The sequence below is a fragment of the Pelistega indica genome (assembly GCF_000506865.1).
Taxonomy (GTDB): Bacteria; Pseudomonadota; Gammaproteobacteria; order Burkholderiales; family Burkholderiaceae_B; genus Taylorella; species Taylorella indica.
The window spans coordinates 1-23,827 of sequence record NZ_AYSV01000069.1 but is presented as its reverse complement, the minus strand read 5'-3'; the positions used below and the strand labels follow the sequence as shown (position 1 = coordinate 23,827).

Annotated in this window: 16 protein-coding genes and 4 pseudogenes; 7 read left to right on the top strand and 13 right to left on the bottom strand. The window is 38.3% G+C overall.

Translation table 11 applies throughout. The features are described from left to right. Positions 1–374: 374 nt before the first annotated feature. The 5 genes and pseudogenes from pstB to ppk1 form a co-directional block, all read right to left on the bottom strand. A complete protein-coding gene (pstB, locus tag V757_RS20025; protein WP_023950405.1) occupies positions 375–1,151 on the bottom strand; it encodes a phosphate ABC transporter ATP-binding protein PstB in 777 nt (258 codons plus the stop codon). 22 nt (positions 1,152–1,173) lie between these two features. Further along, a pseudogene (gene pstA, locus V757_RS20020) lies at positions 1,174–2,044 on the bottom strand (phosphate ABC transporter permease PstA). Positions 2,045–2,053: 9 nt separating this feature from the next. Beyond that, entirely contained in the window at positions 2,054–3,019 is a 966-nt protein-coding gene (gene pstC, locus V757_RS20015) for a phosphate ABC transporter permease subunit PstC (RefSeq protein ID WP_023950403.1), read from the bottom strand. 111 nt (positions 3,020–3,130) lie between these two features. After that, positions 3,131–4,178: pseudogene (pstS, locus tag V757_RS20010) on the bottom strand (phosphate ABC transporter substrate-binding protein PstS). Between the two features lie 342 nt (positions 4,179–4,520). Continuing rightward, positions 4,521–6,603, bottom strand: a pseudogene (gene ppk1 / locus V757_RS20005) (polyphosphate kinase 1). Between the two features lie 315 nt (positions 6,604–6,918). Here ppk1 and ppx point away from each other — a divergent pair. Then, positions 6,919–8,400 (top strand): exopolyphosphatase, encoded by a 1,482-nt coding sequence (ppx, locus tag V757_RS20000; RefSeq protein ID WP_173391500.1) that lies wholly within the window; start codon positions 6,919–6,921, stop codon positions 8,398–8,400. Positions 8,401–8,482: 82 nt separating this feature from the next. Here the strand turns inward: ppx and V757_RS19995 are convergent, their stop codons facing one another. Further along, positions 8,483–10,900, bottom strand: coding sequence for a TonB-dependent hemoglobin/transferrin/lactoferrin family receptor (locus V757_RS19995; RefSeq protein WP_023950399.1), 2,418 nt, complete (start codon positions 10,898–10,900; stop codon positions 8,483–8,485). Positions 10,901–11,095: 195 nt separating this feature from the next. Here V757_RS19995 and V757_RS19990 point away from each other — a divergent pair, with 195 nt between their 5' ends. The 5 genes and pseudogenes from V757_RS19990 (at position 11,096) to V757_RS19975 (ending at position 14,950) form a co-directional block, all read left to right on the top strand. After that, positions 11,096–12,130, top strand: a complete 1,035-nt coding sequence (locus V757_RS19990) for a hemin-degrading factor (protein ID WP_023950397.1) — start codon at positions 11,096–11,098, stop codon at positions 12,128–12,130. Positions 12,131–12,225: 95 nt separating this feature from the next. Next, positions 12,226–12,636, top strand: a complete 411-nt coding sequence (locus V757_RS29935; RefSeq protein ID WP_081710660.1) for an ABC transporter substrate-binding protein — start codon at positions 12,226–12,228, stop codon at positions 12,634–12,636. Next, positions 12,567–13,073, top strand: coding sequence for a heme/hemin ABC transporter substrate-binding protein (locus tag V757_RS27500; protein WP_081710659.1), 507 nt, complete (start codon positions 12,567–12,569; stop codon positions 13,071–13,073). Before V757_RS29935 ends, V757_RS27500 begins: the two co-directional genes overlap by 70 nt. A 50-nt stretch (positions 13,074–13,123) precedes the next feature. Further along, positions 13,124–14,084, top strand: a pseudogene (locus tag V757_RS19980) (FecCD family ABC transporter permease). Then, on the top strand, positions 14,081–14,950 hold the full coding sequence (locus V757_RS19975) for an ATP-binding cassette domain-containing protein (RefSeq protein WP_023950393.1): 870 nt from the start codon (positions 14,081–14,083) through the stop codon (positions 14,948–14,950). The pseudogene V757_RS19980 and the gene V757_RS19975 overlap by 4 nt, the downstream one beginning before the upstream one ends. Here V757_RS19975 and V757_RS19970 read toward each other — a convergent pair. The 5 genes from V757_RS19970 to V757_RS19950 all read right to left on the bottom strand — a co-directional run bounded on the left by V757_RS19970 (position 14,930) and on the right by V757_RS19950 (position 20,972). Next, positions 14,930–15,697, bottom strand: a complete 768-nt coding sequence (locus V757_RS19970; RefSeq protein ID WP_023950391.1) for a GNAT family N-acetyltransferase — start codon at positions 15,695–15,697, stop codon at positions 14,930–14,932. The two genes, V757_RS19975 and V757_RS19970, sit on opposite strands and share 21 nt — an antisense overlap. Positions 15,698–16,000: 303 nt before the next feature. Then, on the bottom strand, positions 16,001–17,344 hold the full coding sequence (glmM, locus tag V757_RS19965; RefSeq protein WP_023950389.1) for a phosphoglucosamine mutase: 1,344 nt from the start codon (positions 17,342–17,344) through the stop codon (positions 16,001–16,003). Beyond that, positions 17,341–18,192 carry a dihydropteroate synthase gene (folP, locus tag V757_RS19960; protein WP_023950387.1) on the bottom strand — a complete coding sequence of 284 codons (852 nt, stop codon included), beginning with the start codon at positions 18,190–18,192 and terminating at the stop codon, positions 17,341–17,343. Before folP ends, glmM begins: the two co-directional genes overlap by 4 nt. A 31-nt stretch (positions 18,193–18,223) precedes the next feature. After that, complete coding sequence (gene ftsH / locus V757_RS19955; RefSeq protein WP_023950385.1) at positions 18,224–20,176, bottom strand: ATP-dependent zinc metalloprotease FtsH; 1,953 nt, start codon at positions 20,174–20,176, stop codon at positions 18,224–18,226. 154 nt (positions 20,177–20,330) lie between these two features. Then, positions 20,331–20,972 (bottom strand): RlmE family RNA methyltransferase, encoded by a 642-nt coding sequence (locus tag V757_RS19950; protein ID WP_023950383.1) that lies wholly within the window; start codon positions 20,970–20,972, stop codon positions 20,331–20,333. A 47-nt stretch (positions 20,973–21,019) separates the two neighbouring features. On the opposite strand from V757_RS19950, the gene yhbY reads away from it, so the two are divergent. Next, a complete protein-coding gene (gene yhbY / locus V757_RS19945) occupies positions 21,020–21,583 on the top strand; it encodes a ribosome assembly RNA-binding protein YhbY (protein WP_173391499.1) in 564 nt (187 codons plus the stop codon). Between the two features lie 121 nt (positions 21,584–21,704). Here yhbY and greA read toward each other — a convergent pair whose 3' ends face one another. Both greA and V757_RS19935 read right to left on the bottom strand, forming a co-directional pair. Beyond that, entirely contained in the window at positions 21,705–22,184 is a 480-nt protein-coding gene (greA, locus tag V757_RS19940; protein WP_023950379.1) for a transcription elongation factor GreA, read from the bottom strand. Positions 22,185–22,315: 131 nt separating this feature from the next. Then, entirely contained in the window at positions 22,316–23,638 is a 1,323-nt protein-coding gene (locus V757_RS19935; RefSeq protein ID WP_023950377.1) for a solute carrier family 23 protein, read from the bottom strand. Positions 23,639–23,827: the final 189 nt, after the last annotated feature.

Below are 23,827 nucleotides of genomic sequence, written 5' to 3'. Positions count from 1 at the left end.
TCAGTTGCCTTAGTGCGCAAGGTATCCATCCCCGCTCGTAAATCTGTCGCCTCACTCACCAGGATGATTCTATCTAGTGCCAGTAGGCTAGACGCTTGCTCTTGAATTCCCACTCGTTGGGCGGTCTCGATACGCATTAAAGACGGCATTGATTTCTCCTAACATACACAAAACCATAGTGTCGCGCAATTTAGCAGGAATGAATACATGTGTTCACCGGACGCTTACGGACGCTTACCTATTTTCTAATAATGGACAACTAGGTGATTAACCAATAAAAAATACGCTACGTTTCTCAAAGGAAACGTAGCGCAAAGAAGGTGACCTACTAATTTATTTTAACTATAAATAATTAACTAGACTCTTAGCCAAGATTAACCAAAACGACCAGTAATATAGTCTTGAGTTTCTTGACGTTTAGGCTTAATAAACATCTCGTTAGTTTCACCAAACTCAATTAATTCACCTAAGTACATATAGGCTGTATAGTCAGAACAACGAGCTGCTTGTTGCATATTGTGCGTAACAATAGCTACTGTATAGTCCTTTTTAAGTTCAGTAATTAACTCTTCCACCTTTACTGTAGAAATTGGATCCAATGCCGAACATGGTTCATCAAGTAAAAGTACTTCTGGCTTTACCGCTACACCACGTGCAATACATAAGCGTTGTTGCTGCCCACCAGACAAACCATTACCACTTTGGTCTAATTTGTCTTTTACCTCATTCCACAAAGCCGCTTTTGATAACGCCCATTCAACACGTTCATCCATTTCAGACTTACTAAGTTTTTCAAATAAGCGTACACCGAAAGCCACATTATCATAAATGCTCATAGGGAATGGTGTTGGTTTTTGGAAAACCATACCAACCTTAGCACGAATAATAGAAATATCGGTTTTTGTCGTCAGTAAATTTTCACCGTCAAGTAAAAGCTCACCTTCTGCACGCTGACCAGGATAAAGTTCAAACATACGATTAAACGTACGTAATAAAGTGGATTTACCACATCCTGATGGACCAATAAAAGCGGTTACTTTATTACGAGGAATACGCATATTAACGTTTTTAATTGCGTGGAAGTTTCCGTAATAAAAGTTTAAATTTTTAACTTCTAATTTTGTATCTTCTGCTGATATTAAATCTGACATTTTTATCTACCTAAATTTTGCTTTATTTACGGAATAAGCTACGTGCGATAATGTTTAAACCTAATACAAATAAGGTAATTAACGTCGCACCTGCCCAAGCGAGTTGGTTCCAATCTTTGAATGGACTTGCTGCATATTGGAAAATCACCACTGGTAAGTTAGCCATTGGTGCATTCATATCCCATGACATAAATTGATTTGATAAGGCTGTAAATAATAATGGAGCAGTCTCACCTAAGATACGCGCTACAGCTAGTAGTACACCAGTGATAATCCCTGCACGAGCCGCTTTATAACAAATCTTAGTAATCATACGCCATTTAGGACAACCCAATGCAACCGCTGCTTCACGCAGATTATTCGGAATCAGCATTAACATATTATCCGTTGTTCTCACCACAACAGGAATAACCAAAATAGAAAGTGCTAATGCACCAGCCCATCCTGAGTAATGGCCTTGTTGTGACACGATTAACGCATAAATAAACAAACCAATCACAATTGAAGGTGCTGATAGCAACACATCATTTAAGAATCGTGTTGTCGGTGCTAACCAACCACGTTGCCCGTATTCAGCAAGATACGTTCCTGCCAAAATACCAATTGGTGTACCAATTAACGTTCCTATTGCTGACATCAAGAAAGAACCTAAGATGGCATTTTTAAGCCCTCCAGATTCACCCGGACCTGGCGTGATATCAGTAAATAATGACAGTGAGAGAGAACCTGCACCTTTTACGAATTAAGGTAAAAATAATCCAAAACAGCCAAAACAAACCAAAAGCTAATGTCACAAATGACAAAAATAGCATGATTTTGTTAACAACACTACGGCGTTTATAGATTGGATTACCTGCATGTAAAGCCGAATTAGAAAGAGTAGTATTTGCCATGCTTTTTCCTTAAGAACGTTTACCTTCTTTCTTAGCCATACGAGCGACAAGTAAGCGAGAGAAAGCAAGAACAATGGTTGTAATAATAAATAGTACTAAGCCTAACTCAATTAATGCAGATTTCTGTAAACCATCCGCTTCGTTAAATTCATTTGCAATCGCTGATGCAATCGAGTTGGCTGGATCAAAAATGCTATTCGGTAAGCGGAATGCATTACCAATCACAAAAGTAACTGCCATCGTTTCACCTAACGCACGACCTAGGCCCAGCATAATGCCACCTACTACACCATTCTTTGTATAGGGTAGAACAACTTTCCACATAACTTCCCACGTAGTAGAGCCTAAACCATAAGCTGACTCTTTAAACATAGGAGGCACCACATCAAATACATCTCGCATAACGGAGGCAATAAATGGGGTAATCATAATAGAAAGAATTAACCCTGCTGTAAACAACCCAACCCCAAAAGGTGCTCCTTGGAATAGGCTGCCAATAACAGGAATAGCGCCAAGCGTATCAATTAAGAATGGTTGAATATATTTTTGGAACAATGGCACAAAGACAAAAAGTCCCCACATACCATAAATAATTGATGGTACCGCAGCTAGCATCTCAATAGCCGTACCTAATGGGCGTCTTAACCACATAGGTGACAATTCTGTTAAAAACATAGCGATACCAAACGACACGGGTACAGCAATAAATAACGCAATACCTGCCGTAATTAATGTACCAATAATAGGTACAACAGCACCATATATATCTTCTCCAGGATTCCAATCATTGGTGGTAAAAAAACTCAGCCCAAACTCAAGGATTGTCTCACGACTTCCATAGATAAGAGAGATTAAAATTGCTGCTAATAGTACAAAAACAAAAAAAGCAAAAAAGCGTGTCGTTCCTGCAAACATAGTATCTGCAAAAACGTTACGCTGCGTTGGTGATGATGAATTGCTAGTTGTTTGATTCATTATTAAAATCACTTTATATAAGAAAACATGGCAGTCGGTTAGATCTGCCATGTTTTTTAGACTAGATCAAAAACACTAACATTATTGAGTGTTACGTGTTATCTGTACGTCTTATTGCCAAATTGCTTTACCATCAGCAGTTTTTAATTCAGCAGCCCAAGTTTTACGTACTGAATCAGTAACTTCTTTTGGTAATGGAACATAGTCTAACTTAGTTGCTGATTCAGCACCATTTTTCCATGCCCAGTCAAAGAATTCTAGAGCTGTTTTAACTTCTGTTGGTTTTTCAACTTTTTTGTTGATTAGGATGAAAGTAGCTGCTGTGATTGGCCAGCTATCTGCACCAGCACCATTTGTTAACACAACACCCATACCTGGTGTACCTTTCCAGTCTGCATTAGAAGCAGCAGCTGCGAAAGATTTTTGTTCTGGTTGAACAAATTTACCTTCTTTGTTTTGTACAGAAGTCCATGCTAAGTTATTTTGTTTAGCATAAGCGTACTCAACATAACCGATAGAGAATTGTAATTGACCAACGTAAGCAGCAACACCTTCGTTACCTTTACCACCTTGACCTACAGGCCATTTAACTGACTTACCTTCACCAACTTTTTCTTTCCACTCAGCAGATACTTTTGATAAGTAGTTAGTCCAACCGAAAGTAGTACCAGAACCATCAGAACGGTGAACTACAACGATATTTGCATCAGGTAGGCTAACATCACTATTTGCTGATTTAATTTTTGCATCATTCCATTTAGTGATTTTACCTAAGAAGATCTCAGCTAAAACTTCAACCAGATAGTTTTAATTGACCAGCTTTAACACCAGGAATGTTTACAACTGGTACTGTACCACCGATAACTGCTGGGAATTGTAATAAATCATTTTCAGTTAATTTTTGCTCTGATAGTGGGTCATCAGAAGCACCGAAGTTTACTGTTTTAGCGATAATTTGTTTTTGACCGCCACCAGAACCGATTGATTGGTAATTAATTTTGTTGCCAGTAGCAGCAGCAAAGTCAGAAGCCCATTTAGCATAAATTGGGTATGGGAAAGAAGCACCAGCACCAGTTACTTCAACAGCAGCTTGAACTGAAAATGCAGTTGTACCTAATGCTACTGCTAATGTAATTTTTTTGAATGCGTGTTTTAACATGTCATCACCTTCTAAGTTAAGAATTATTTGAATTAATCGTAATTACCTTACTTAGGTGACATCATACGACTGAATTATTACATGAATATTTCACTCAAAACCAAATCAGATAAGTGGTAAAAAACAACAATATGCAATATAAAAATGTAGACAAGTTGCAACACACACCACTTACCAATAAATATAACCAATTGATTTTTAATATAAAAATAATATTACCCAACTATTTTGAGCAAAAATATACCTGCCTATTTCTAGACAGGTATAAGCTTATTCTATGTCTCTATTATATATTTTCGACACTATTTATGACAGTTGGCATAATCCACATAAAAGTTAAGTTTACTTCTGTGATCCTAACAATTGCATTAATTTGGTATGCAAGTTAAATGCTTGGCGTCGATTACGTATCAAAGTATAGCTACCATCTGATTCACCTTTCCATGCCAACTGATTATCTTTAAATGCCATTGTTAAAGCTTCATTGATAACTCGTTTTTTCAAAGTAGCATCTAGTACAGGGAATGCCACTTCTACTCGTCTAAAGAAATTCCGATCCATCCAGTCAGCAGAAGATAAGAAAACAGTTTCTTTTCCTCCGTCATAAAAATAAAAGACTCGCGAATGCTCAAGGAAGCGTCCAATAATCGAGATAACACGAATATTTTCAGACAAGCCCTCTACCCCAGCTCTTAATGCACATACTCCTCGAACAATAAGATCAATTTCTACTCCTGCTTGGCTCGCCTCATACAACTTCTCAATTGCCTCTCTCTCTACCAACGAATTCATTTTGAGCATTATTTTGGCTTTTTTGCCACTCTTAGCCGCTGCAATCTCAGCATCAATACGTGTAAGCATTTGTTGATGCAACGTAAATGGCGATTGCAATAAAATCTTCAGCGGTCGTCTTGCTCCTAACCCTGTTAATAACGAGAAGATTTTATCCATATCTTCAGTAATATCTTTATGACTAGTCAGTAAGCCAAAGTCCGTATATAAGCGTGCTGTCTTGGGATGATAATTCCCTGTTCCTAAATGTCCATAACGAACTAATTTCTTGCCTTCACGTCTTAATACTAAAGCCATTTTTGCATGTGTTTTATGTCCCACAACACCATACACAACATGCGCACCAACTTCTTCTAATTTTGCTGCCCAGTTAATATTGGTTTGTTCGTCAAAACGTGCCATCAATTCCACAACAACAGTGACTTCCTTGCCAGATTTTGCCGCTTGAACTAATAAATTCATTAATTCTGAATCTTCACCCGTTCTGTAAATCGTTTGCTTAATTGCTACTACATTAGGATCAAATGCCGCTGCTTTTAAGAAATGCAATATGGGTTGAAAAGATTGGTATGGATGATGCAGTAACAAATCTTGTTTAGCAATCTCTGCAAACATATCTGCTGGATTAGTAGACATTTTGTTAAATGGTGCTGGGATTGGTGCTTGATAAGGTGGAAAATGTAACCCCTCACCAGCATGAACATCAGCTAATGGCATAATTCTGACCAAATTCACCGAACCATCAGTATGGTACGTATCTCTTTCATCTAAACCATATTCTTGCTGAAGGAATTTCACTAAATACTCAGGCATCCCTTTCATGACCTCTAAACGTAAGGCATTACCAAAATTACGTTGTGATAATTCCCCTTGTAATGCCAAACGTAAATCCTGTACCTCTTCTTCAACAAATAAATCACTATTACGAGTTACTCTCCATTGATAGAAATCTTTTATTTCCATTCCCGGAAAAATTTCAGAAGCAAATACTTGCATTAAGGTTGATAATAAAGCATAACCATTTGCTTGCCCACATACCTCCTCAGGGACTTTAATTAAACGTGGTAATGCTCTAGGTGCCTGCACAATAGCGATTGAAGCATGCCGATTAAAAGCATCTTGACCAGTCAATGACGCAATAAAATTCAAGCTTTTATTAAGAACTCTAGGGAATGGATGTGATGGGTCTAGCCCAATTGGCGTGAGTAACGGGAAGATTTCATTTTCAAAAATATCTTTTGCCCACGCATGTAGTTTTTCTGTAAAATCATTTGACTTATACAAATAAACACCATGCTGTCGTAGCTTTGGCAAAATATCTGTATTCAATAATGCATATTGCCTCTCTACAAGAGCATGGACTTGTTTTTCAATTCTTATCAAACGCCTCTATTGGCGTTAATCCATCAGCATCAACAGTATAGGGGTCATTCGCTAACTTGCTTTTTAAATTAGAGATTCGGATTTCAAAAAACTCATCTAAATTTGAACTCACAATACAAACATAACGAAGCCTTTCCAACAAAGGCGTATTTCGGTTTTCAGCCATTGCTAATACTCGTTCATTAAAACGAATGAGTGATGATTCTCGATTGATAAAATTAGGCATTTGCATAGTCGTCGTGGATGTCATGAGTTTAATATTTAGTAATGTAAGAATGTACTACCTTAGTTTTTATTATTTCATTAGATGCTACAAAAAATATATAAACTTCCCAATATACCCTATAAATATGACTATTTATTGACGAAAAATCTTTACGCTGAAAATAGACTATTGGATAGCGAAAAAGTAAAGTTTACATTAAACGTGCTAATCCTTTCAGTCTAAATTATTTTTCCTATATTGAGATTAATTCTGACTGCTATTTTAAAAAATACTTGTTATTGCTTTTTTTTTACGCTAAAATTTAAACCACTCTTATTGCAAAGGTAGCGATACATGGAAATGGATAATTTACTTGCCTCAATTGACTTAGGTTCAAATAGTTTTCGACTTTCTGTCGGCAGGATTGTTCAACATGAAGGCATCACTCAAATCTATTCTATTGATCGATTAAAAGAAACTGTCCGCCTAGCCGCTGGCTTAAATGAGCATAATGTATTAAGTGAAGAAGCCATTCAACGTGCTGTTAATGTATTACAACGCTTTGGAGAACGTATTCATGACTTTCCAGCAACAAGAGTTCGTGCCGTTGCTACCAATACATTCCGTGTTGCCAAAAATATTGATGAATTACTTCCCAGAGCTGAGAATGCTTTAGGTTTTCCAATTGAGGTTATCTCAGGTCAAGAAGAAGCGCGTCTAGTATTCTCAGGGGTAGCACATGAGCTTCCTCCATCTAAAGAGGGACGTTTAGTTGTGGATATTGGCGGAGGTTCGACTGAGTTTATTATTGGTAAGGGCTTAGAACCAAAATTAATGCAATCTCTGCATATGGGCTGTGTAAGTTATACCAAAGCCTATTTTCCTTCAGGGAAAGTTACAGCTCAAGCCTTTGAAAAGGCAGAATTAGCAGCTAGCAAAGAATTAGAAGTCATTAGTAAAGCCTATCGTAAAATGGGTTGGGAGCAGGCTTTTGGATCATCTGGAACAGCAAAAGCCTTAGTGGCTGTGCTACAAGACTCTGGTTTTTCTGACAAAGGCATTACTCTAGAAGGCATGCTAAAGCTTAAAAAAGTACTTATTCAACACGGCTCAGCCAATACGCCTGAATTAAGAGGACTAAAAGTCGATCGTATGGAGGTTTTACCTGCTGGTTTAGCCATTATGCTGGCTATTTTCCGTACACTTAAAATTGAGCGTATGTACCAAGGTGAAGGTGCTTTACGTGTCGGTGTGCTATACGATATGCTTGGTCGCCATGAGGCATCAGACAAACGTGATGAAACAGTTAAATTATTCATTCGACGTTATCATATTGATACCAAACAAGCACAACGTGTGAAAGCATTTGCTCTTGGACTCTTTGATTCCATTAATGCCAATAATAAAGAAGATATGCGTCGTGTTTTAGGATGGGCAGCTGATTTACATGAAATTGGTTTGAGTATTTCTCAAGTGTCCTATCATAAACATACCGCTTATGTATTAGAAAATGCCGATATGCCCGGTTTTTCAAGAGATGATCAGCGTCGTTTAGCTACATTAGCGCTACTACATCAAGGTCGATTGAACAAAGCACAAATTCAGCATTTGAGTATGGACAAATGGCAGGCTATTTTGTGTTTAAGATTATCAGTGTTATTCCTCAGAAAACGTCAACCACCTAAAGTAGAGTTACAACTAAATACCAATCGCCAACAGCATATATCTCTAAAAATTGATAAAAGATGGTTAGAGACACACCCTCTCACTCGCTACAGCCTGGATCTTGAAAGTAAAGAGTGGGAATCTGTCGGCTTTGAATTTAGTATCGAAGAATTTTAAGGGCCAAGGCATTTTTCATTCATGCTTTATCGTTGCCACTTATGCCTTAGTGACAACGATAGTAATGTGGATGTTTTTCTTGCTAATATTGATAGCTTAGTGATAACACAGCATGACGACCCCGTTCTGTATAATAGTCTATCGAACGATCAGTTTGCCCACTAGCACCTGTATACGTTGGAAGATTAATTGCAATCCAATATTTCTTATCAAATACATTCATCAGCCCCGCCTGTACTCGAAATCCTTTAACTGATTCTGGTGCCCAATAGCCAAACAAATCAAATACTCCATATCCACCTGCTTTAAAATCAGAAGCTGGATATCTCACTTTGCTGCGTTTTGCTACTAATGTCCATGTTCCTTCTAAACCCCAATTAGTTTTGTCATAACCCAAACTAATAATCGCTTTCAAAGGAGCAACTGAATTAAGATAAGTGTTGTTTGTTTTATCTTTACCTACTGACCAAGCAAGCGAGCCTCTTAAATGCCAATTTTGTTGAAAATTTAAAAAGGCAGATGCTTCAACACCATAAATTCTGACTTTATTCAAATTACGTGTTTCAAAAACACCATATGGATATAAACCTTGAGCTTGTAACTGTGCATAAATTTTCTCATCAATAGCTAGATTAGATTCGATGAAATTTTTATAATACTGGTCAAAAAATGCTAACGAAGTTGTCAGATTTTGATTCTCATACATGACCCCTATTTCGTAACCTCTGCTTGTCTCTGGTTGTAAATTTGGATTACCACGACGTAAATAATTAGCTTCTGAACCATATTGCATATACAACTCTGAAGCTGTAGGCGCTCTAAATCCTTCACTATAACGCGTATAAAAATTTAATCCTGCTATCGGTTGATACCGTAGGTCAATAGAGGGAGACCAATAACCATCACTACTTTTAGCAAAACTTCCAGCTAACAAATCTATAGTAGAAGCTGAAAATTGTGATGTTCCTTTAGGGTGGCGTTGATAGTAATCATAACGAATACCTGGAGTCACTTGAAAAGTATTATTATTCCAAGCAAACGTATTTTGCAAATAAATACTGACATCATTGGTATCAACATTGGGGATATCCTGCTGATTAGTATGCAAGAAACTGCATCCCATCATATAACCTGTATAAGCCCCTTGCAAAGCCTTTTGAGATAATGGAATACCTAAGAGTGTAAACGCCGTTTTTATCGCTGGCAAAGTGACATTATCCCACTCTGTTTGTGCTTGCCCATTTGAGCAGCTATCATTTCCTCTAGAGTACTGTTTAAAATATCCTCTATCCCATAACAAGCCAGTCATCCAACGAGATGAAAAATCCTCATTTCCCACCGTACCTGATGCCTTAAGATTTAAACCATAACTTTGTGATTGAACCATATTACTACGCATATAATCACCATAAGGATGAATACTATACACGAGCCCACTGCGTGTTGTTGTTTTATGGTTCCTATAGGCATCTATACCATCTGTTCGTTTTGTTTTCTGCCAATATAAAACAGCTGAAATTTGGTCCAAACCAGTGAAATTCTCTTGTGTTTTGTAATCATATTCCAACCAAACACGTTCTCGTTGAGTTTTTTCACTTGATTGATATTGACCAATTGAATAATTCTCTGTTTTAACTCCCGTAGTCGAATTAATAATAGGGCCCTGTTGATTTAATTCATCTATTTCGCTTTGAGACTGGTACATACTCACTCCCAAACCAATCCGTTGTGATGGTGACATATCATGTTCAAGGCGTAAAGAATATTGATTTACATCATAATCACGAGGATTGGTCTTGCTACGATTGCTGCCATACCCTCCAACAGAAGCTTTATTTTTAGCCTCATGTCCTTGCTTATAACCATATTGAATAAGTGCCCTGGTATTTGCTCCTAATCTTGCAGCTAATGCACTATCTATCAACCAGCTATTGTCATACCCTGAATAACTACTTCTACCTAAAAAACCAATATTCTTTCCTTCAGTCAAAATGTCGCTTGCCCTTAATGTCTGTATCGCTACAGTACCAGCTAATGCATTTGTACCATGAGAACCTGTTCCTTTTTGAATATTAATACTAGCTATATTATTAAAATTAATACCATCTACACCACCTGTTACACCTCGAGTACCATCATTTAGCCAGGGTAAAGGAATTCCATCCTCAGTTACATTAACCCGATCACCATCTAAGCCGCGTATATTAATGCTTTTATTTCGCTCATTAAAATTCAATCCTGCATCTAATCGTTTACTTAAATCAGACCAACTCTGTATATTTTCACGTTCCAACTCATTTTTTGTCACTTTTTTATCAGCAGCTGCAGGGGTGTCTGTTAAATAGTCTTGTGTAACAACTATAGAAGATAAGATAGGAACAGTATCTTTTTTACTGGCGTTATTAGTACTGTTTACTGTGGCATCCGTTTGGGCAAAAACTAATCCACTACATGCCATCCCTAATCCTAGCGTTAATGGTTTTAACTGAAATAATTGCATTTACATTCCTCTAAAAACTATTTATTTCTTTATAATAAGAATGATAATAATTATCATTTATAATATCATAAATAAATTTAAAGAGAACACCTATCAAATTACATTTTTGTAACATCTAACTCTTGAAAAAAGTAATCTGATTGGTTCTATTAAGACAACATTTCATTCAATTTATTATTTCAAAAAGGAAATCTCATGGATCTTTCTACATTAAAAGAACAAGCTCAAAGCTTACTTACAACAGAACCTCATCTACGAATCAAAAATGTGGCTGACAAATTAGGGGTTAGTGAAAGAGATCTTGTACAGGCTGAATGCTGTGGCGTAAGAAGTGTTTTTCTTGGAACACAATTTAGAGAAATTTTTCGTCGCCTTGGAGAACTAGGACATGTCATGGCCTTAACCCGAAATCCATGGTGTGTGCATGAAAAACAAGGAAACTATGAAAAAATATCTGTAGGTAAAGCACCTGTAGGATTGGTTCTTGGTGCCGATATTGATTTACGGTTATTTTTATCAAATTGGCAAACTGTCTGGGCTGTTTCTCAAGATAGTCGACATAGTATTCAATTTTTTGATAAAGCTGGGGTGGCTATTCATAAGGTTTATCTCACTGAAAAAACAAATAACGAAGCTTTTCATCAACTAATTGCTGACTTTACATCTTCTGAACTTGTCCCTCCTCTAGAAGATATTACTGTCCATCATCAGTATACTTCACAGGCTCCTAGTGAATTACGTGATGAATGGTTGTCCATGCAAGATACTCATGATTTCTTTCCATTGTTGCAAAAATGGAATATTCATCGCCTGACCGCCCTCGCTTCAGCTGGGAATGATTTGGCACAAAAGTTAGAAAATCCTACTAGTATTATTGAAAAAATACTTACGCACACTGCCAATACGCGTCTACCAATTATGTGTTTTGTAGGTAACCCTCATTTAATTCAAATTCATACTGGGCCAATACAAAAACTCCTCCGAACAGGCCCATGGTTTAATGTGCTCGACCCAACATTCAATCTTCACCTAAACACTAATGATATTGCCAGCGCTTGGGTTGTAAATAAACCTTCTCAAGATGGATGGGTTACATCATTAGAGCTCTATGAAAAAGGAGGTGAAATGATTGCTCAATTTTTTGGAGCTCGCAAGCCAGGAAACCCCGAACTACCAGAATGGAGACAACTCATGTTATCTATTTGTTCTAAACCATTGAAAAGTGATTAATACAAAACATTACTCCTACTCATTCAAAAGAATATATCCTTAATCCATCATGATGTACTAAGTAAATTACCTATGACTATTAAAATGATCAAAAAATACTCTTCTATATTCTTATTACCTTTAGTTTAAGTACCTTATACAGCACCATTGCTCGTGCTAATATATCTTCCTCTCATGAAAATCGAATTATCAGTTTAGGGGGAAGTATTACGGAAATTATTTATGCTCTCAATCAAGAAAAATATTTAGTAGGCGTTGATAGTTCAAGTATTTATCCACAACAAGCTATGCAACTTCCTCAGGTAGGCTATTACCGAGCCTTACCTATTGAAGGTATTATTTCTCTTAATCCTAATATGGTTCTTGTTTCTGAGCAAGCTGGCCCCAAAAAAACAATTGATAATTTAAAAAAATTTAATGGAACTTACTTCCATTTATATCGATTGCCGACTCCCCTTCTATTGAAGTTATCTATACTCGCATTAAGCAAATTTCACAATTACTAAATGCATCAGAACAAGGAGAGGAGCTAATTAATAAGGTAAAACAAGATATTCTTTCTGCACAAGCTTTGCCAGGCAAAGCATTGAAAACAGTTTTACTCATTAATCGTACAGGTGCATTGATGGCTGCTGGTAAGCATACTGCTGCAGATGAAATTATGAAATCTGCTGGTGTTGAGAATATTTTTGCTCATCAACAAGGGTATAAACCTGTATCAGCAGAAAATCTTGCTAATATTGAACCTGAACTCATTATTGTCACAGAGTTCTCCGCGAAAGCAAGTGGAGGTATAGAGAAAATAAAATCACATCCTGCTATCATAAATTCTCCTGCCGCTAAAAATAATCGTATTATTATTTTGGATGACTTACTTGCCATGGGGCTTGGTCCTCGAACAGGAGAGGCTATACGCCAAATAAAAACCGCCACTAACCTTTAATGACAGCTAGTTTATGTACTTTGTAAAAAAGCCTTTTTAATTTTCATCTACTGCTAGCAGTATGCCTATTGGTTATCATTGCTATATCGGTAGGATACGGAGCTGTTCGTATTTCATGGTCAGAAATAAGCGGGGTTTTATTCAAATCCACAACTGAATCCTACACCCTAGTGCAGAAAGTACTCATTGATATTCGTCTTCCACGCGTTATTCTATCCACCATTGTTGGGGCAGTACTTGCCATTGCAGGTGTAGTCATGCAGGCTCTATTCCGTAACCCTCTTGCGGAACCAGGGTTAATGGGAATTTCTGCAGGTGCGTCACTAGGCGCAGTAGTTGCAATTGTATTATTTGGTGCAGGGCTACCACTTATTGCCACTTTAGCTTTTTTGGGCAGTCTGATCGCAACTCTTCTAGCGTATTTAATTGGACAACGTTTTGGAAATATTGCTTGGTCTTTTATTGGCTGGCATTGCGATTAATGCCATTGCTTTTAGTAGTATTGGCATCCTAACATATATAGCTAATGATGCTCAGTTACGTGATTTAACTTTTTGGAGTATGGGAAGTTTAGCAACCAGCTCTTGGCATTTACTCTATTTTTTAATCCCTTGGACACTCATTGGTTTATTTTTTCTTTATTCACAATGGAAAGCTCTCAATGCTCTCTTACTGGGTGAGCGTGAAGTTGTCCACTTAGGCTTCTCCATGGTTGCGCTACGTAAACGTTTAATCCTCACTGTAGCTCTTTTAGTGGGTCCATTAGTAGCTGTCACAGGAGGAATTGGATTTATAGGATTAGTTGTCCCCCATATTATGCGCCTGCTATTAGGAGCAAATCACAAACAACTTATGCCCGCTTCTATCCTAGGTGGAGCATTATTATTAACATTGGCAGATACTGTTGCCAGAACCCTCATTACACCTGCAGAGCTTCCCGTTGGTTTATTAACGAGTCTATTTGGTGGTCCTTTCTTTCTCTATCTCTTACTAAGAAATAAACGTATATGACAATGACAACATCTTCTTCACCTGTCTTAGGTCTTGTAGCAAAAAATATCTTAGTCAAGCATAGTAGTACACGCCCTGTTCTTGATCACGTATCATTAACAATTAAGAATGGTGAAGTGGTGGCATTATTAGGTGCTAATGGCGCAGGTAAATCCACACTTTCAACTATTATGGCTGGTGATAAAATTACCTTACCACTCTTATCTGGCGAAGTGACCCTTAATTCATTAAATGTTCTCACCTCACCTGCTAGTCAATTGGCTCGTTGTCGCAGTGTATTACCTCAATACCCAAGTTTACACTTTGAATTAAGCGTACATGATGTGATTGAAATGGGTACTTATCCTTTTCCTGAACTTTCTGTATCAGAACGAGACAAACTTATTTTACAGGCTTGTGAATGGGCAGAGGTTTCACCGTTAATTGATCGTATTTACCAAGACTTATCGGGTGGAGAAAAACAACGGATACAATTCGCACGGATTCTAGTCCAACTATTTGCCTCTTTACATATCACTAAAAATAGCCCATATTGCTTACTTGATGAACCAACATCTAGCCTAGACCCTAAACATCAACAAAGTGTTCTCAAATGTCTTAAACGATTAGCACATGAGTTCAATATTGGCATTTTGCTTGTTTTACATGATGTCAATCTAGCAGCACTATATTGTGATCGTCTAGCCTTGCTCGCTGAGGGAAAACTAATTGCGGAAGGTGTTCCCAACCAAGTGCTAACCACTGATAACCTAGAAAAAACTTATGGTATCCGTGGACAAATGATTCCCCATCCACTTATCCCTGACAAGGTACTAGTGGTTTGGGGAGATTCAAAACAGCTTATGCTAGAGTCCAAAATGCTTTAAATAACGCTTATCCATATAATGAGAATCAATAATCACAGGGAAATCCGCGGAATTAAAATTTTTATCCCATGCTGGTTCACCACAAATTCTTGCACCAATCTTTAAATACCCCTTAATCAGCGGAGGTACTTTAACTTGAGCATCTCCCTCTAAGACAGGTAATTTATCTAGTGGATAAGGTAATAATGGTTTGACTTGAGAAAGTTCAGGGTGGCGCATAATCTCTTGTTTAGCTGCACGCCAAACTTCTGCTGCTTGAATACCACCGTCAGCTAGACTAACACTGGCGCATCCCAACATATAACGATAGTTATGCATGAATAAATAGCGTGCAAGACCAGTCCACAACAGCATAATTGCTGGACCACCTCTATAATCAGGATGAGTGCAAGAACGACCACATTCTGTAAGTAGATGACGATCACTATCTAATGAACTAATATCAAACTCAGATTCTGAATAATAGCCCCCTGCTGCTTTTGCATGCTCTGGACTTAATATGCGATAGGTACCAACAACTTGATTGTTTCTTTCATCACATACCATCAAATGTTCACAAAATTCATCGTATTTATCTTTATCTATGCCATCAACTGCATCAGGAAAGATTACATTCATTTCTTTTGTGTACACATCGTAACGTAACCGCTGCAAGGCTTCAACCTCAGCCGCTGTTTCTGCAAATCCTAAGACAAGCCCCGCATCTCCTGGGACATCTGATGATTGCGTTCTGAGAATCTCACGCATATCTTATTTTTTTCCTTAGTCTTTATAAAAGTGTTTAGTTTAGCAAAGACATTTTACAATTTTTTTTCACAAACAAGAAATAATGAAACGCTTGTTTTATTATTTAATAAACGTTTGTTTTATTATTTAATAAACACTTGTTTTATTATCTCAGATTGTTGATTTTGACGTGCAGTTTTTTATATAAAATTACAAAGACAGCAACCTCTTAAACTCATTATAAAAACCTGCACGCCGAAAGTACAACTTTATCGACAGTCTGAAATAATAAAACGTTTGTTTTATTATTTCTCAACTTATTCACTACGCTTTTTTCAAATCTACGTTGGCTAATATATCAACACATGACTTCGCTAACGTATAGTTTTCTGCTTCGACCATCAAACGTAATTTTGGCTCTGTCCCTGACGCACGGATTAAGGTACGTCCACGACCAGCTAATTTCTGCTCTACTTGTTTTTGTGCTTCTATTAGACCTGCATGATTTTTCCAATCAATACCAGAATCAATAGGAACATTCACCATAACCTGTGAATACATCTCTAAATCTTTCACCCACTCTTTTAGAGTTGTCTTATTACGTACTAACCCTGTTAACACTTGTAAAGCCGCAATAATCCCATCCCCTGTGGTATGACGATCCAAACACAATAAATGCCCTGAACTTTCACCACCATATAGCCAACCATTAGCAAGTAATTGTTCCATCACATAGCGGTCACCTACATTAGCACGAATAAATGGAATACCCATTTCATTCATCCGTTTTTCAAAGCCGTAGTTTGTCATTAATGTGCCAACCACCCCTTTGACAGGACCATTTTTTAATCTTTCAAGCACAACAGCATATAGCAGTTGATCGCCATTATAGATATTACCTCTAGAATCAACCATCTGGATACGATCAGCATCACCATCCAAGGCAATCCCATAGTCAGCACGATAAGCACTCACCGTTGAGGCTAATATTTCTGGGTGTAGCGCACCTACATTCTTATTAATATTAAAACCATCTGGGTTCGATCCAATCGTAATCACCTCAGCACCTAACTCTTGGAACACAGGTGGTGCAATATGATAAGCAGCCCCATGAGCACTATCAACAACAATACGTAATCCTCTTAGGTCTAGGTCATGAGGGAATGTACTTTTACAAAATTCAATATAGCGCCCAGCCGCATCTTCGATACGTTTTGCTCGACCAATTTTTTCTGAATCAACGCAACCAATAGGCTCATCTAATAAACGCTCAATTTCTGCTTCAACTTCATCAGGAAGTTTCATACCATGTGCAGAGAAAAATTTAATCCCATTATCATAATAAGGATTATGAGAGGCACTAATGACCACACCTGCATCAAGACGTAATGCACGAGTTAAATACGCTACTGCAGGCGTTGGGATAGGTCCCGCTAAAAAAACATCTATCCCTGCTGCACTCAACCCTGCTTCAAGAGCCGATTCCAACATATAGCCTGATACACGAGTATCTTTACCGATTAAGACACCAGGACGGTTATTTCCTTCATGCTGTGCCGTTAGCACTTGACCAGCTGCATACCCTAACTTTAAAGCAAATTCAGCATTAATAACTGGACCACCTACTTTACCTCTCACCCCATCGGTACCAAAATATTTGCGACTCATTTTTTATTCGACTCCTGTGCAATTGTTTTCCATACCTCTACTGCGCTCTTTGTTTGCCATACATCATGTACACGTAGCACCACTGCTCCTCTCTCCAAGCTAGCTAATCCAGCAGTAATACTTCCAGATAATCTGTGGTTGACATCCAAACCAGTCACAGAACCAATCATGGATTTTCTAGAAACTCCCACTAGTATAGGCTTATTTAGAGATTTTAAAAGAGGTAGCTTTGCTAATAATTGATAATTTTGTTGAACAGTTTTACCAAATCCAAAACCAGGATCAATCATAATACGATTTGACGCTATACCATTCTGCTCCATTTGAGCAATACGTTCAGCCAAAAAATCATAAACAGCTTGGGTAACATCATTATTATAATCGGGCGGATTGACTTGCATTGTCTTTGGCTGACCATGCATATGCATAATACAAATTCCACAATTTGGAAACTGTTGCACTACCTCAATAGCCCCTTTTCCACGCAGTGCATTAATATCATTAATCAAATCAGCACCAGCCTCTAAAGCAGCAAGCATTACTTCTGGTTTAAAAGTATCAATGGATAAAGGAACGCCACAGTCATTAAGTCCTTCAATAACAGGAACTATACGTCTAATTTCCTCATCAATAGGAACAGGCTCTGCACCAGGACGTGTAGATTCTCCCCCAATATCCAAAATATCCGCACCCTCTTCAATTAATTTTAAGCCGTGGGCAATAGCTTCTTGGGTGGAATAATGTTGCATCCCATCAGAAAAAGAATCTGGGGTTACATTGACAATACCCATAATAAAAGGACGTTCGAACCGTAGTTCGAAGCGTCCGCATTGAAAAATAGAATTCATATAATTGCTATATGTTTATTAGTACAACAGATTAGATTGGCTCTGTGGCATTTTTATCGCCACCACCCTCTTTTTTGTCAGCATCAACTGCCGTTGGAGCATCCGCTGCCACAACAGCTACGCCAGATGCTGGAGGTGTTGAGTCACCTTTGCTGTCATAAGGTTTATCAGGCTCATGAGGTGGGCGTGGTTGCTTACCTGCCATAATATCCGCAATTTGTTCTGCATCAATCGTTTCCCACTCAAGCAATGATTTAGCCATTACTTCCATTTTGTCACGGTTAGCTTCAATCAAATCACGAGCAACTTTATACTGTTCATCAATAATTTTACGAATTTCTGCATCAACTTTTTGCATCGTTGCTTCAGAAACATGAGTCGTTTTAGTCACACTACGACCTAAGAACACCTCATTTTCGTTTTCTGCATATACCATAGGACCTAATGAGTCTGTCATACCATAACGAGTCACAATATCACGTGCTAATGCAGTAGCTCGTTCAAAGTCATTAGAAGCGCCTGTCGTCATTTGATTCATAAAGACTTCTTCTGCAATACGACCACCAAACAAGACTGAAATCATATTCAATAGACGCTCTTTATCCATACTATAGCGATCACCTTCTGGTAATTGCATAGTCACCCCTAATGCACGCCCACGAGGGATAATAGTTACTTTGTGAACTGGATCCGTTTTAGGTAATAACCACGCCACTATCGCATGACCAGCTTCGTGATAAGCGGTATTTCTACGCTCTTCTTCTGGCATCACAATTGAACGACGTTCTGCACCCATGATGATTTTATCTTTGGCTTTTTCAAAGTCCACCATATCTACAGTGCGACCATTACGACGAGCAGCGAATAAAGCAGCTTCATTCACTAGATTCGCTAAATCAGCCCCTGAAAAGCCCGGTGTACCACGTGCTAAAACAGATGGGTTTACATTGGGAGCCAATGGCACTTTACGCATATGTACATTTAGAATATGCTCACGACCACGTACATCTGGTAAATTTACGACCACTTGACGATCAAAACGACCTGGACGTAACAATGCAGGGTCTAGCACATCAGGTCTATTGGTTGCCGCAATCACAATCACAGATTGCCCAGACTCAAAACCATCCATCTCAACTAGCATCTGGTTAAGTGTTTGTTCGCGTTCGTCATTACCACCACCAACACCAGCGCCACGCTGACGACCAACAGCATCAATCTCGTCAATAAAAATAATGCATGGTGCATGTTTTTTAGCATTCTCAAACATATCACGAACACGTGAAGCACCTACACCCACAAACATTTCAACGAAATCTGAACCCGAAATCGTGAAAAACGGAACTTTAGCCTCGCCTGCAATTGCTTTCGCAAGTAGCGTTTTACCTGTCCCTGGAGGACCTACCATTAAGACACCTCGAGGAATACGTCCACCAAGACGTTGGAATTTTGATGGGTCTCTTAAGAAATCCACTAATTCTTGTACATCTTCCTTCGCCTCTTCAACCCCGGCAACATCAGCAAACGTCACATGGTTATTGCTTTCATCAAGCATTTTGGCACGAGATTTACCAAAACTAAAAGCACCACCTTTGCCTCCGCCTTGCATTTGACGCATGAAGAAAATCCATACGCCAATTAACAGAATCATTGGGAACCAAGAAATCAACGCTGTTGTTAAGAACGAGGCCTTTTCTATAGGTTTAGCTGTTACCTTAACACCATCATTCATCAAATCACCAACCATCCAAATATCATTTGGTGTTGTAATTTCATAAGGTCGACCATCATTAGGGGTCACGGTTAGTGTATTACCTTGGATAACAACAGAACTAATCTTTCCTGCTTTAGAGTCAGCCATAAACTGGCTATAAGATACGCCATTAGGATTAGACAGTCCAACATCATCGTATTGTTTGAATACAGTAAACAATACAACGATAAAAATCGCCCACATGGCAAATTTTGAAAAATTCTTGTTCAACGTAGAATACTCCTGCGTAAAACTCAGACAGTTTTACTCATTACAATTTAGCTTAACAGACCTATTTTACATGAGAAATTATTCCTGTGGGCAAAACAGGCTGTTAAGTACGCTCTATTTACGTTCTTTTTATATTAGGGGAAAAACTTAGAAATCAAGAGCGATTTTTTAGTCCTTTACCGACAATAAATGTTTCAGAGGATTTATCTCTTGATGCTTGTGGTTTACGCTCTACGACACGTTTAAAATGACGTTTAAACAGCTCCACTAATTGAGAAAAACCACTCCCATGGAAAGCCTTGACAATTAAAGCACCCTCTGGTTTTAGATGATTTGTCGCAAAATCAATCGCTAACTCAACAATATGTTCAATCCTTGCTGAGTCTGCAGAGCTAATGCCAGAAAGATTTGGAGCCATATCAGAAATCACTAAATCTACTTGTTGCTCACCCACTCTTTCTTTAAGTTGCTCAAGAACCTCATCCTCTCGAAAATCACCTTGAATAAATTCAACACCAGCAATCGGTTCCATTGGTAAAATATCTAAGGCAATAACCCGGCCATCAATCACACCACCAGGTCCTAACAATCTTTCTCGAGCAACTTGTGACCAACTGCCTGGTGTTGAGCCTAAGTCGACTATAATGTCACCTTTATGCATAAGTTTTTCGGTATCAAGAAGTTCTATCAGCTTAAATGCCGCTCTTGCCCGATACCCTTTTTGCTTGGCTAGTTTTACGTATGGGTCATTAATATGTTGATGAATCCATTCTTTTGAGAACTTTTTTTTGGGCATTTGCCTAAAATCCTAATTAATACTGTTTGAGTTTAACGAAAATGACTATATCGAAAATTGTACTCTCTTCTAAAGAGCGTAGCACGCTACGTGCCGCAGCTCACTCACTAAAACCTGTCGTTTTAATTGGTGACAATGGTCTTACACCTTCTGTCCTTAAAGAGATTGACCATAGTTTAACAGTTCATGGACTAATAAAAGTCCAAGTAGCTGGGGACGACCGCGAAAATCGTCTTACTATTGCCGATACCATCACCCAAGAACTTGACTGTCAGTTAGTCGCTCATTTGGGCAAAATCTTAACCTTATTCCGTAATACGCCTGAGCATGCTCACTTTTTAGCACCAGCTAAACCTCCTCTTGAGCGTAGTAGACGAGCGCCGAACGAAGAATATACACCCAAGAAATTAGCCGCTGCAGGTAAAACAATCAAGGATAAAAAATATAAATCATCAGCACCAAAAGGTAATGATGACTTAGCACCTAAAAAACCTCAACGCACAACTAGCACAACCAAAGCGAACAAAGTAATAGCACGTCCTGCTAAACCTAATATCCCTACTCGCAAAGGAAGTGCATTAACATTACGTGCCGGTCGTAGAGGACGTTAAAAGACTTTAAGGCTTGAGGTTTTTAGAAGTTAACACCTTTTTCCTTGATAAAAATCTCAGCCCATAAAAAAAGGAGGATAGTATTTATACCATCCTCCCAATAATTGGGCCAGGATTGGTCTCAGACGTAACTCACTTCAAGAATCTCAAATTCACGTTCCCCTGACGGTACGCGAATCAATACCACATCACCCTCTGATTTACCAATTAAACCACGAGCCACTGGGCTAGAAATAGAAATAAGATTTTGCTTAATATCTGCTTCTAAATCACCAACGATCTGATACTGTACAGTATCACCTGATTCTAAATCTTCCAATTTTACTGTTGCGCCAAATACAACTCTATCATCCACATCTAAGGTGGTAGGATCGATTATTTGAGAATTAGACAATGCACCTTCAAGCTCTTTGATACGCGCTTCAATAAAGCCTTGGCGCTCTCTAGCTGCATCGTACTCAGCATTTTCAGATAAATCACCTTGAGCACGAGCTTCTGCAATTGCTTCAATAACTGCTGGACGTTCTACTGATTTTAGACGGGCCAACTCCTCATTTAATCGCTTAGCCCCTGACACCGTTAATGGTAAAGCTGTTGACATAATAAGTCCCTTTATAGTTATGTTTTCCTAAAAATTAAACGCTCTGCATCGCAATGCAGAGCGCCCTTGAGTACATTATAGTGATTTTTAGTTTAATTTCAAGTAGTCTTAATGAAATTTACTGATATTTATCACTCTGTTGCTGTTTTTGACTTACGATTTAATAAGGCGTATAGAATAATGGCACCAAAAGTAGCTGTCCCAATACCTTCTAATCTGAAACTACCAATTTCAAACGCAAAGTTACCTGCCCCCATAATCAATGTTACCGCTGCAACAATTAAATTTTTGTTGTCTGAAAAATCTACATTATTAATGACCCAAATACGTGCACCAGCAACTGCAATTAAACCAAATACCACAATTGATACACCTCCAAGTACAGGACCAGGAATACTATGAATTAAGGCACCAAACTTTGGAGAAAAACCAAGAATAATCGCAAAAATTGCCGCTACGACAAATAATAGTGTTGAGTACACACGAGTCAACGCCATCACACCAATATTTTCAGCATAGGTAGTCACACCCGTACCACCAACAGAACCAGACACCATTGTCGCCACACCGTCACCCACAAATGCACGACCTAAATATTGATCCAAATTTTGACCTGTCATGGCACTAACAGCACGAATATGGCCTAGGTTTTCCGCTACTAGAATCACCGCTACAGGTACAATCACAGTAATAGCACTCATATCAAACACGGGTGAACTCATTGTTGGTAAACCAAACCAAGCGGCATTTTGAATACCCGTAAAGTCAATTGGCTGTCCAAATCCTAAAACGTTTGCACATACATAATAAATTAAATAAGCGAAAATTAAGCCAATTAAAATCATTAGCCGTTGTAGTGATCCTTTGGTAAAGATAGCAACACCACCCACACAAAGAATAGTCATCATGCCCATTAACGCATCAAAGATTGATCCACTTGCCATAGCACCTTTAGCAGCGATAGGAGCAAGATTTAAACCAATCACAGCAACAATCGCACCAGTTACTACAGGGGGCATTAATTTTTCAATCCACTCCGATGCATTCCCTTTGGTATTAGCAAACCAAATGATTAAGCCAATAATGGTGTAAACCAAGCCACACATAATAATGGCGCCTAAAGCAACACCAATATTTGCATTTAATCCTGAACCTGCTGTATAACCTGTAACAGATACTACACCACCAATAAAGGCAAAGCTTGAGCCTAAATAACTTGGTACTCGTCCACCAACAAAGAAAAAGAAAATCAATGTACCAATACCAGACATTAAAATCGCTAAGTTCGCATCAAACCCCATTAATAATGGTGCAAGAACTGTTGAACCAAACATAGCAACAACGTGCTGTGCGCCCATTAATAAGGATTGACTAATGGGTAAATATTCGTTGGGAGCCACGACCGTCCCTGGCGTAATCTGCTCGACTTTGCGCCATTCAGGAAAATATGACATAAGAGTGAAGTCCTAAAAGAGATGTGTTGAAAATTTCATCAGAAATTATACTAAATTCATCAAAATATAAGTTAAAACTCTGTGGATTACTAACGCTAAAATGCAATGAAAAACAGGCAACATCAAAACCGAAATAAGAAATTTGCCTAACAATCAAAATGACCAGTTCGTCTTAGCAAAAAAGAGACT